The sequence below is a fragment of the Micromonospora sp. CPCC 206061 genome (assembly GCF_036906915.1).
Lineage (GTDB): Bacteria > Actinomycetota > Actinomycetes > Mycobacteriales > Micromonosporaceae > Phytohabitans.
Genome location: NZ_JBAKHX010000144.1, coordinates 1 through 10,268, shown reverse-complemented (window position 1 = coordinate 10,268; position 10,268 = coordinate 1). Strand labels below are relative to the sequence as shown.

The window sequence follows — 10,268 nt, the reverse complement described above, 5'->3', positions numbered from 1 at the left end:
TATCGACCAAACCCGATCAAAACCGGTGGACCGGCACGCCGCCATTATTCAGCGGTCTCCTAGGACGCTGCGGTTACCGAACGGGACGGTGGCGAAAGGCACCCGAACAAGGCTGACCATCCTGAGGGGGCCGCTTGCTCGTCACCCACGGAGAACCAGCGGTAACCGCATCGAGGAAGGTCACGATCGTGGCTTCAGACTCCGTCAGCGTTCCGGATTTCTCCATGCCCGCGGCTTTCATCGGCCACGGCAACCCGATGAACGCGCTGGAGGTCAACCGCTACACCTCGTCGTGGAGAGCCTTTGGCGAGGCGGTGCCGCGACCGCGCGCGATCCTCGTCGTCAGCGCCCACTGGTACATCAACGCCACCGCTGTCACCGCGATGCCGCGGCCGCGGACGATCCACGACTTCTACGGCTTCCCTCGCGAGCTGTTCGAGGTGCAGTACCCCGCGCCCGGACAACCCGAGATGGCGGCGGAGGTCAGCGACGTGGTCCACCCGACCTGGGTAGGGGCGGATGTCGACAGCTGGGGCATCGATCACGGCACCTGGTCGGTGCTCGTGCACGCCTTTCCTGATGCCTCGATTCCGGTGGTCCAGCTCAGCATCAACGCCGACAAGCCCTTGGATTATCACCTGAACCTGGGCGCGAGGTTGGCGCCGCTGCGCGAACGCGGTGTGCTGATCGTCGCGAGCGGCAACGTGGTGCACAACCTGCGTGGTATGGACTGGAAGCTCACCGACGAAGGCTACGATTGGGCGCAGCGCTTCGACGAAGACGCCAAGACCCGCATGCTCACCGATCCGACCGAGTTCGCGACCCTGGACGCCCACCGCGACTTCAGCCGCGCGGCACCGACCCCGGATCACTTCATTCCCGCCCTGTACCTTGCCGGCCTTGCTGGAGCCAGCGACGCGCCGGACACCGAGGTTTTGGTCGACGGTTACGCCTACGGGTCGCTGTCCATGACGGCGTACACGATCGGCATGGCCTGTCCGAGCAGCGCCGGCGGCGCAGGCTCGTCGCAACCACCGGCCGAACTGCCCCCCGACGCGTCCAACATCTAGGTCGTTCCCGGTCCTTCTCCGGTCGTACGACGCGTGAGGTGGACTGCACCGGCCTGACCGACGTTGGTTGCCCGACCGTCAGGCGTTCAACTCTGGTCAGGGGAGCGGGCGGCGGCTTTCTCCTGTCGAGCGGCGGCGAGTTCGTCGGTGACGACCAGGTCGCGACGGTACTGACCGGTTCGGTAGGCGGCGCGGCCCACCATATGGGCGGCGACGGGCGCGGTGGCTAGCTGGAAGCCTCCGGGCTGGGATATGGGCGTGGCTCGGTCGGCGAACCGGCCGACCCGCGATCGAAGCGATCGGGCCGAGCCTCGGTGGCGATCGCGCCGACGGTGATAGCGAGCAGCACGTCGTTGGCTACTATTCGGTCCAATGTGGACGGGCCGCGCGCGATTCGGACCAGCGCCATCCCGAGTCCGGTGGTCAGCAGTACCGCGACTGCGAAGGCGACGGCGGTCGTGGGCGACCCTCCTTGTTGGAAACTTGCTTCAGTTCGGCTTCGGAGCCGATGGCACGCATGATCCGGGCTTCCAACGCGTGGACGTCGTGGCGGAAGCGTTTCGACGGCCTGATGATCACTGACGTCGAAGACGTGAATGTAGAGCACACCGGCGGCGCGGTCGTCGTCGATGATGAACCTGCCGGGTATCAGTGAGACGGCCTACCCGCACAGGGTGAGGTTCAGGTCGGAGCGGACGGCCAACCGTGCGGCGATCACCGCGCTGCGCGGTCGGTACCGGAACCGGAACGCGGTCCATGCCAGATGGACGCTGGCCACGATCAGGTCGATGAAGAACCGGACGGCGAAGCGCAGCAAGCCCAGCGGGTGTGGCCGTCCGGCGAAGGTCACCGGCGGTAGCGGAACACGATCAGCACGATGGCGGAGACGGCAAGTCCACTAAGGAACGTCGACGAGGAGAACACACCCCACAGCACCATCCACATTGTGGCAGCCCGCCGGCGGCGATCAGTCGGTCGCGGGCACGAGCACCATGGCTCACGGCGTCGATCACGGCACACCGCCGGGGAACGCGGCCTGTACGTACGGGTCGCGTGCTATCAGGTCGTTTGCCGCCGTGTCGGTGAGCTCGTACATCGGTCCGGCGATCAGCGTGAGCCACTAGAGAACCTCACTCCGCAAGCTCTATAGCCGAGGCAACTTCTGCGGTGTCGATCGGCCGCTGTCGGCGTACGCGGCCGACGTTGTCGTCGAACCCCGGACTCCGCGGCTGGGTCCCACCGTTGATCGGTAGCGAGGCGGCCTGGTGCCACCAGTTGGCGAGGGGGTCGGGAGCCGACGGCTTCGGTGCCGTCCGGAGGGTGTCATCGCTGTGGTAGGTGATCTCGTCGACGACGTCGGTGGCGCCGGGAACGGCAGCGGTCATCGCCACGGCGGCCAGGGCGGTCGTTCTGCGGTCGGTGTGGCCGGTGAGGGTGACGACTCCGTCGTCGACCGCGGCCACGACATCGGCGGTGGGGATCTTCAGTTCGCGGTGCAGTATTCGCTGTGTCACCTCATCGCGGATGACCGCGTCGGGCCGGTCATGCACCCGGAACAGGTCGCTACGAGTGATGATGCCCATCAACCGGGCCTGGTCATCCACAACCAGTAGCCGGCCTACCTTACGGCGGCGCATCAGCCGGCCGGCGGTAGCCAAGGACGCGTTAGGCATGACGGTGACCGGTGGCGCGCTCATTACGTCCACCGCTGACACGTTGGGCCAACGCAGCCGCTGGCGCGTCACGGGCCACCACCGGCCAGTGACTTCGCTGCCGGCCGCAGTGGTCTCGACCGTATCGCGTAGGTCGGTCCAGGAGATCACACCGGTCACGGTTTCGAACCGGTCGACGACCGGAACCGCGCTGATTTGTCTCTCGGCCAGCACAGCCGCAATCTGCGGTATCAGCGCATCGTCGCGCACCGTGATCACATCACGGGCCATCACATCACGTACCCGCCATTGCGGCATGGCGTTGCTCCTTCCGGGTGATCGGCACCCTAAGCCGTATGAGCATCAGGAACTTGATGCCGATCATGGGGTTCGCTGTGGTCGTTGAAATAGTTAGCCGCGCGGATGAGTGGCGGCCATTCTGGGCCTCAGGTCACGACGGGCGCGTGGCCTGGCATCTACAACTTTCGCCGCGTCCATCGAGGTTCCGGGCTGTGCCTCAATACTCGCCGGGTAAGGTTGGCCCATACAGTGTCGCGGTGCGCAGAAAGGGCGAGGTTAAACTGCCGATGGCCGGCAATGTGACGACGATGCAGAACCCGTTGGGCCAGTCCGCAGTCACCGCCGCGAATTCAGTCGCTGCCGGCGGGCGACACCTGGCCTGCTGTGAGGACGCGAGCGGGAGGTAAGCCGGGCGTGGCCGCTACCAAGCGTAACCAACGTGCGGGAGGTCAGCGGCGGCGCAGGCGGCATGCCGCCCCACCTTGCGACTTTCGCGTCGTTTCAGCCCCGGCTGAGCTGGCCGGCTTTCTCGGACAGCGAGGCGTGCACCTTTAGGCACGACTCGTGGAAGCCGGCGACGCCCTGCTCCTCCAGCGTCGATCCGACGGTGTCCATGTCGATTCCGGTGGCGGCCAGTTCGCGCATCGCCTGGACGGCAAATTCGACGGAATCGCGGTCCCCGCACCATCCCGGTCCGCTCGATCGCCGACATCGTGTTCGTCACCAGCCGGACGCCCAAGGTCCAGGAGGTCAACGAGGCGTTCCGGCAGGAGGCCGAGACCGAACGGTACCGCGGCATCCTCGGCGTCTCGGAGGACCCGTTGGTGTCGGCCGACATCGTCGGCGACCCACGCGCCGCGGTCGTCGACCTGGATCTGACCCGGGTCGTGGACGGTTCGCTGGTCAAGGTGATGGCCTGGTACGACAACGAATGGGGCTTTAGCCACCAGATGATCCGTGAGGCCCACAGCATCCTCTGCACGTCCCACACCTGATCCGGTACCGCGTAACCAAGCCGTGGGTGCGCTAGCAGCTCAACAACGCACCCACACGCGCCAAGGGCCCGCCCGCACCCGCAGGCGAACCGCACCACGTACGCGGGCGCGGTGCCCCAACGGAACACATCATCGAGGGAAGGTGTGCGGCATGAGCGACGAACGAACGTTCGCGATCATCGGCGCGACGCGCTGAGCGGCACGGTTGATTCCGCCGTACGCGACGGCATTTCGACCGCGAACGCCGCGCAGGATCGTGCACGCTGCGGGTTTCCTTGCCGACGATCGGCATGCAACGGCCGCGGAAGTCTGCTAGGCGTATCTCTGCCCGGCCGCCTGGCACGGAACCATCATTGAGGTGCAGCCGCGAACCTGTCGCCAACGACCGTCGTGGCGTGAAGAGAAGCTCCGCCAGGGGTAACGATGAGTCCTAAGTGGAGAAGGCCCCGGTGGCTCCGGGTTGTATCGGCAGACGGTCACGTCTGCGTGCCGTCGAGATCGAGGAAGGGTGTGCGTGATGGGAGCGCCTGTTGTCGTGGGGTTCGCCGGCTCCGCCTCCGCCCACGCCGCCGTATCCGGGCACGCCCACTGCCCTGTGGCGATTGTGCGCGGCGACATCGGGTCCGCCCACGCGCCGATCGTGCTCGGCTTCGACGGTTCACCCGACGCCAGGTTCGCAGCCGACATGGCCTTCGCGCGCGCCCGTCGCCGGGGCGCAGAGCTGCTAGTTGCGTCCCTTCCCGCGTCGCACAGGCCTCGATCCGACAGCGGTCGGACTGGTCCGCCCCCTGTCGCCGTCGAGGATCTGGCGAACAGGAGTTGAGGGCCACCACCGCATGGCCGGCCGGCCATGCGAGTCAACGTCCCCATTGAAAGGGGCGAGTCCACGTGACCCGTACCGTGCGCGATCCGATCGAGCTGCTGCGCGACCGGCTGGAGGAGCAGTTCCAGCTAAACACTGATTTGCTCAGCGAGTTCACGGTGTGCAGCAGGCAGCCTGACCGTGGCGGCTATGACAGGGACACGCTCGCCGCTCTGATCGCCTCCTGTCGGCAGGCGATAGCCGACACCGCCCAGGCGCTGCGGCATATGGCGGAGGGCGACTACGGCATCTGCGAACGATGCGGCGACAGGATCCCCATCGAACGGCTGCAGATCCTGCCGGATACCCGGTTCTGCGTTTCCTGCCAGTGGACGCGGACGATCTGACCGGCAGCGTCGACGACACGACCGCCGACCGGCAGCGACGCTAATGAAGCGGCGCCGGGCGGCACGGAGGAGGCAACGATGTACCTCTGCCTGACCCGGCCCACACCACAAGGCGGTGTTCGGCTAGCCATCGCCGGCGAGGTTGACCTGTCCACCGCCCGTGCGCTGCGCGCCGCGATCCAGGATGTCTTGTGCGATGAGCGAGTCACCGAACTCGTCGTCGACCTCGGCCAGGTGACCTTCCTGGACTGCGCCGGAATCGGTGCCCTGGTGGCCGGCTACAACACCGCTGTTACCCGAGGCCGCAGCTACGCGGTGATCAACCCAAGGCGCCACGTGCGCAGGGTCCTGAACATTACCGGCGTCCTGGCAGCTTTGTCCCATCAATGCCGTCAAGCACCCTCGACGCGGCACCTCGCGCGGTCGAGTTGAAGGCGGCGTCACGGTGGCGGCTAGGGCGCGGGGCGGACGCGGATGGATGCTACGTCGCCACCGTCGCGCCCTATGACAGCGTCGGCACCGGCGGTTCGACAACCGTGATGGTGGCCGCTGTGGGATGCCTGCTTGCCCCCGCCGGCCATCGCACAAGGATGGCGGTGGCCGCCGAGTGAGTTTTGGAGCACCAGGGGTATCTCGCAGAAAGGGGTGATGGGGATGGCTCTGAACGTGGCGGAGAAGTTGATCGCGGCGCACTTGGTCGATGGCGCGTTGGTGCCTGGCCAGGAGGTGGGGCTTCGTATCGACCAGGCCCTGGTCCAGGACGCGACCGGCACGATGGTGATGTTGGAGTTGGAGGCGCTCGGGTTGCAGCGGGTGCGGACCGGTGTGTCGGTGCAGTATGTCGACCACAACCTGTTGCAGACCGATGAGCGGAATATGGCCGATCACCTGTTTCTGCGTTCGGCGTGCCAACGGTTCGGCTTGTGGTATTCCAAGCCCGGCAACGGGGTATCGCATCCGACGCACATGCAACGCTTCGGAGTTCCAGGGGCGAGCATGCTCGGGTCGGACTCGCACACGTGCGCTGCCGGGTCGCTGGGCATGCTGGCCATCGGGGTCGGTGGGCTGGAAGTGGCCATGGCGATGGCCGGTGAGCCCCTGTACGTGACGATGCCGCACGTTTGGGGGATTCGGCTGAGCGGGGAGCTGCCGGCGTGGGTGAGCGCCAAGGACGTGATCCTGGAGTTGCTGCGCCGCCACGGCGTCAACGGCGCTGTGAACCGGATCATCGAATACCACGGCCCAGGGCTTTCGGGCCTGTCCGCGATGGACCGGCACGTGATCGCGAACATGGGCGCCGAGCTCGGCGCGACCACGACGGTGTTCCCGTCCGACGCGCGGGTACGGCAGTTTCTGGCCGCGGAGGGCCGCGAGGACGACTTCGTAGAGATCCTCGCCGACCCCGACGCCGGCTATGACGTCACCGAGGAGATCGACCTGTCGGGTTTACAGCCGCTGATCGCCAAGCCGAGCTCGCCGGGCAACGTGGTGCCGGTCCGGGAGGTCGCCGGGCAGGAGGTGAGCCAGGTTGTGGTCGGTTCGTCGGCCAACCCTGGCCTGCGGGACTTCGCCGTGGTCGCCGCGATTCTGCGGGACCGGCAGGTGCATCCGCGAGTGTCCCTGGACGTCAACCCGACATCCCGGCAGATTCTGGCCGACTTGACCACTATCGGCGCCACCCTCGACCTGATCCGTGGCGGGGCCCGGATCCACCAGGCCGGCTGTATGGGCTGCATCGGTATGGGGCAGGCCCCTGCGGTCGGTGTAAACAGCCTGCGCACGTTCCCGCGTAACTTCCCTGGACGCTCCGGCACCACCGACGACCAGGTCTGGTTGTGCTCGCCGGAGACCGCGGCCGCCGCCGCCCTGACCGGCCGGATCACCGACCCTCGTGACCTACCCGACCTGCTCGGCGTCTCCTATCCGCTGCTGGAGCTGCCACCGACCGCCGCCGTCAATACCGCGATGCTGGAACCGCCGTTGCCGGCAGACGAGGCCCGCACGGTCACGTTGGTCAAGGCGCCCAGCATCGGTTCGCTGCCTGAACTGGACCCGCTGCCCGACCACCTGTCCGCCCCGGTGGCGATCAAGGTCGGTGACAACGTGTCCACCGACGAGATTTTGCCGGCTGGCGCCCGAGTCCTGCCGTATCGCAGCAACATCGCCAAACTGGCCGAGTTCGTCTTCGGCCAGCTCGACCCCGGCTACCCGCAGCGGGCCCGGCAGAGCGCACAGCACGTCATCATCGGCGGTGCCAACTATGGGCAGGGCTCCTCACGGGAGCACGCCGCGATCGTCCCCCGATATCTGGGGCTGCGCATGGTGCTCGCCAAGTCGTACGCCCGCATCCACTGGCAGAACCTGGCCAACTTCGGCGTCCTGCCGCTGCAGTTCGCCGACGAGGCCGACTACGACCGCGTCGCGATCGGTGACGAACTCGCCGTCGACGACCTGCACGACGCCCTGCGCGACGGCACCGGGATCACCATCAGAAACCGGACAAGGAAGGTGTCATACCTGGCCCGGCACCGACTCTCGCCACGGCAGGTCGCCATGGTCTTGGCCGGTGGCCGTATCCCTCAACTACGGCAAACACCAGCCGACGACTGAGTTCCGGCATCGCCGCCGCCATCGTCCCGGGCGCTATTCGAGGGAGTACGAGGCCATGACAACCACCAACCCAGCAGCAGCGGTCGTCGTCGGCGTCGACGGCTCACCGCAAAGCCTGCACGCCGTGGACTGGGCCGCCCATGAGGCGCTGACGCGGCAGTGTCCGTTGCGGATCGTGCACGCGTTCCTGTGGCCGCTGATGCACGTGCCGCTGGGCCCGTCGGAGTTTGGTCCACCCGAGGGCGGATTGCAGCATGACGCCGAGCGGATCGTGTCCAGCGCCGCGGACCGTGTCCGCCTGGCCGCTCCTGGTCTGGAGATCAGCACAGATCTGCCGGTGCGCGCGCCGGCAGCGGCGTTGGTCGCGGCGTCCCAGGACGCTGGTCTGGTGGTGGTTGGCAACCGTGGCCTTGACGGTTTCGCCGGTCTGCTGCTGGGTTCCGTCGGTGTCCAGACCGCCGCTCACGCCGCGTGCCCCGTCGTCATCATCCGTGATGATGACAACGAGGTTGGTCCGGCCTCCGGCCAGGTCGTGGTCGGGGTGGACGGCTCCGAGCTGTCCGGCGTCGCCGTCGATTTCGCGTTCGACCACGCCGCCCGGCACGGCCTCGGCATCCTCGCGATCAGCGTCTACCAGTTACCGCTGTATGGCGACCCCGGACTGGCGGCGTACTACAACATCGATGACCTGCGCGAAGACCAGACTAGGCTGCTGAGCGAAGCTCTTGCCGGCTACCGCGACAAGTACCCCGACGTGCCGGTGGACCGCAAGGTCCTGCACGGTCAGCCCGCCGCGGTCCTGGTCGCCGAGTCGGCAGGTGCCGCGTTGACCGTGGTCGGATCCCGTGGTCGGGGCGGGTTTACTGGGCTCCTGCTTGGCTCGACCAGCCAGAGCGTCCTGCACCACGCGACCGGCCCGGTCGCCGTAGTGCGGGCCCAACCCGCCGACGCCGGGCAGGCGACCACCCGGCCGCGGCGAGACGCGCCGCAAGCGGCAGATCCGGCGCGGGCCACCACGGACCCTGCCGCGCCGCCAGCCACCCAACCGGCGGAAGGGAAGGCCGCTGACGCGGGCCCGCCGACGGTGTCGTCGTTCGCCAAATCGAAACGGGCGCCGGTTCCGATATGCGCGGCATCACCGCCACCGCCGAACGCCAGGCCGACGGCTCCTATCGGCTCAACGGTGAGAAGCGGTGGATCGGCAACGGTGGTAAAGACGTCGTGTGCGTGTTCGCGCGCAGCGAGGCCGGCCCGGTTGCCCTCATTGTCGAGAAGGGCATGCCAGGCTTCGATGCTCCCGACCGCTATGACACCCTCGGGCTGCGCGGTAACGACCTGCGCCGTCTCACCTTCCGCGACGTTCGGATACCGAAGGACAACGTCCTTGGCGAGGCGGGCGACGGCTTGCGGATCGCCATGCACACCCTCAACAACGGGCGGATGTCGCTGGGCACCGGCGTCGTCGGCGCCACCAAACGGCTCATCGAGCTTGCGATCACCCACACCAACACGCGGGAACAGTTCGGCCAGCCATTGGCGGAGTTCGAACTGGTCGAGGACAAGATCAGCTGGATGACGTCCTACCTGTACGGGTTCGAGTCGATGGCCTACCTGACCACCGGCCTGGTCGACGCCGGCGTCCCCGACTACTCGATGGAGTCGGCCATGGCCAAGATCGCCGGCAGCGAGTTCCACTGGTACGCCGTCAACCGCGTCTTCCAACTCCACGGCGGCCAGGCGTACATGGCCGGCTCGCCGATCGCCAAAGCCCTGCGCGACGCCCGCGTCTTCCCCATCTTCGAAGGCGCCAACGACGTGCTGCGCGCCTTCGTCGCCCTCGCCGGCCTTAAATCCGTCGCCGACGAGGTAGCCGATCTACGCGGCCTCAATCTCGCCGACCCGATCGGCAGTATCGGCATCCTCGCCGACTACGTCGGTCAACGCGTCCGCTGGCGGGTTCGGCCCGACCGCCTCGACGCCGCCCATCCCACGCTGGCCCGCCACGCCGACAAGGTGGTCGACCAGGTACGGCAACTGCGTGCCACCGCCGAAAAGCTGCTGCGCATCCACGGCCGCGACATCCAGGCCCGGCAGCGCCAACAGAAACGGCTCGCCCATGTGGCCATCGACATCTACGCGCAGATCGCCACCATCTCCCGCACCACCGCCTTGTTCGACGACCAAGGCGTGCAGGCATCCGGGCAGGAACGCTACATCGCCGCCTCCTTCTGCAACCGGGCAGTAACCCGCGTCGCCGAACAGTTCGAGCGCATCGATGACAACGACGACGAGCAGACCCATTCCATCGCCCGGCTGGCCTACAACCGTGGCGGCTACACCCCACGCCTGCCCTGACCCCCATCACCCACGGGAGTGTAAAAAGATCGGTGTAACTCCTGATCAAGGAGAGAGCACCTGATGACGATCACGAC

General features: G+C 67.1%; 12 protein-coding genes and 1 pseudogene. 9 read left to right on the top strand and 4 right to left on the bottom strand.

Annotated features, from left to right (window positions below; translation table 11 throughout):
* Nucleotides 1-134 precede the first annotated feature (134 nt).
* Entirely contained in the window at nucleotides 135-1,070 is a 936-nt protein-coding gene (ygiD, locus tag V6V89_RS40220) for a 4,5-DOPA dioxygenase extradiol (RefSeq protein ID WP_334624959.1), read from the top strand.
* A gap of 38 nt (nucleotides 1,071-1,108) precedes the next feature.
* Nucleotides 1,109-1,300 carry a hypothetical protein gene (locus V6V89_RS42000; protein ID WP_442935314.1) on the top strand — a complete coding sequence of 64 codons (192 nt, stop codon included), beginning with the start codon at nucleotides 1,109-1,111 and terminating at the stop codon, nucleotides 1,298-1,300.
* Here V6V89_RS42000 and V6V89_RS40210 read toward each other — a convergent pair.
* Nucleotides 1,297-1,479, bottom strand: coding sequence for a hypothetical protein (locus V6V89_RS40210; RefSeq protein WP_334624957.1), 183 nt, complete (start codon nucleotides 1,477-1,479; stop codon nucleotides 1,297-1,299). The genes V6V89_RS42000 and V6V89_RS40210 overlap by 4 nt on opposite strands.
* 99 nt (nucleotides 1,480-1,578) lie before the next feature.
* On the opposite strand from V6V89_RS40210, the gene V6V89_RS40205 reads away from it, so the two are divergent.
* Nucleotides 1,579-1,725 carry a hypothetical protein gene (locus V6V89_RS40205; protein WP_334624956.1) on the top strand — a complete coding sequence of 49 codons (147 nt, stop codon included), beginning with the start codon at nucleotides 1,579-1,581 and terminating at the stop codon, nucleotides 1,723-1,725.
* Between the two features lie 6 nt (nucleotides 1,726-1,731).
* Here the strand turns inward: V6V89_RS40205 and V6V89_RS40200 are convergent, their stop codons facing one another.
* The 3 genes from V6V89_RS40200 to V6V89_RS40190 all read right to left on the bottom strand — a co-directional run bounded on the left by V6V89_RS40200 (nucleotide 1,732) and on the right by V6V89_RS40190 (nucleotide 3,667).
* A complete protein-coding gene (locus V6V89_RS40200; protein WP_334624955.1) occupies nucleotides 1,732-1,920 on the bottom strand; it encodes a Na+/H+ antiporter subunit E in 189 nt (62 codons plus the stop codon).
* Between the two features lie 280 nt (nucleotides 1,921-2,200).
* Complete coding sequence (locus tag V6V89_RS40195) at nucleotides 2,201-3,040, bottom strand: CBS domain-containing protein (RefSeq protein WP_334624954.1); 840 nt, start codon at nucleotides 3,038-3,040, stop codon at nucleotides 2,201-2,203.
* 483 nt (nucleotides 3,041-3,523) lie between these two features.
* The gene (locus V6V89_RS40190) at nucleotides 3,524-3,667 is read right to left on the bottom strand and encodes a hypothetical protein (RefSeq protein WP_334624952.1); all 144 of its coding nucleotides are present in this window, start codon (nucleotides 3,665-3,667) and stop codon (nucleotides 3,524-3,526) included.
* On the opposite strand from V6V89_RS40190, the gene V6V89_RS40185 reads away from it, so the two are divergent.
* From V6V89_RS40185 to V6V89_RS40160, 6 genes and pseudogenes are all read left to right on the top strand, one after another.
* A complete protein-coding gene (locus V6V89_RS40185; protein ID WP_334624961.1) occupies nucleotides 3,622-4,017 on the top strand; it encodes a hypothetical protein in 396 nt (131 codons plus the stop codon). The genes V6V89_RS40190 and V6V89_RS40185 overlap by 46 nt on opposite strands.
* Nucleotides 4,018-4,905: 888 nt before the next feature.
* The gene (locus V6V89_RS40180) at nucleotides 4,906-5,226 is read left to right on the top strand and encodes a TraR/DksA family transcriptional regulator (RefSeq protein ID WP_334624951.1); all 321 of its coding nucleotides are present in this window, start codon (nucleotides 4,906-4,908) and stop codon (nucleotides 5,224-5,226) included.
* Between the two features lie 78 nt (nucleotides 5,227-5,304).
* Nucleotides 5,305-5,658, top strand: coding sequence for an STAS domain-containing protein (locus V6V89_RS40175; RefSeq protein ID WP_334624950.1), 354 nt, complete (start codon nucleotides 5,305-5,307; stop codon nucleotides 5,656-5,658).
* 222 nt (nucleotides 5,659-5,880) lie between these two features.
* Nucleotides 5,881-7,836, top strand: a complete 1,956-nt coding sequence (locus V6V89_RS40170; RefSeq protein WP_334624949.1) for an aconitate hydratase — start codon at nucleotides 5,881-5,883, stop codon at nucleotides 7,834-7,836.
* Between the two features lie 55 nt (nucleotides 7,837-7,891).
* Nucleotides 7,892-8,710, top strand: a pseudogene (locus V6V89_RS40165) (universal stress protein); the annotation flags it as partial.
* A 227-nt stretch (nucleotides 8,711-8,937) separates the two neighbouring features.
* Nucleotides 8,938-10,191 carry an acyl-CoA dehydrogenase family protein gene (locus V6V89_RS40160; protein WP_334624960.1) on the top strand — a complete coding sequence of 418 codons (1,254 nt, stop codon included), beginning with the start codon at nucleotides 8,938-8,940 and terminating at the stop codon, nucleotides 10,189-10,191.
* The last annotated feature ends 77 nt before the right edge of the window (nucleotides 10,192-10,268 follow it).

Bases quoted from the DNA above. Each gene is read 5' to 3' on its own strand.
- V6V89_RS40210 (WP_334624957.1), bottom strand. From the start codon at position 1,479: ATGGCGCTGGTCCGAATCGCGCGCGGCCCGTCCACATTGGACCGAATA.
- V6V89_RS40205 (WP_334624956.1), top strand. From the start codon at position 1,579: ATGGCACGCATGATCCGGGCTTCCAACGCGTGGACGTCGTGGCGGAAG.
- V6V89_RS40195 (WP_334624954.1), bottom strand. From the start codon at position 3,040: ATGCCGCAATGGCGGGTACGTGATGTGATGGCCCGTGATGTGATCACG.
- V6V89_RS40190 (WP_334624952.1), bottom strand. From the start codon at position 3,667: ATGCGCGAACTGGCCGCCACCGGAATCGACATGGACACCGTCGGATCG.
- V6V89_RS40175 (WP_334624950.1), top strand. From the start codon at position 5,305: ATGTACCTCTGCCTGACCCGGCCCACACCACAAGGCGGTGTTCGGCTA.
- V6V89_RS40170 (WP_334624949.1), top strand. From the start codon at position 5,881: ATGGCTCTGAACGTGGCGGAGAAGTTGATCGCGGCGCACTTGGTCGAT.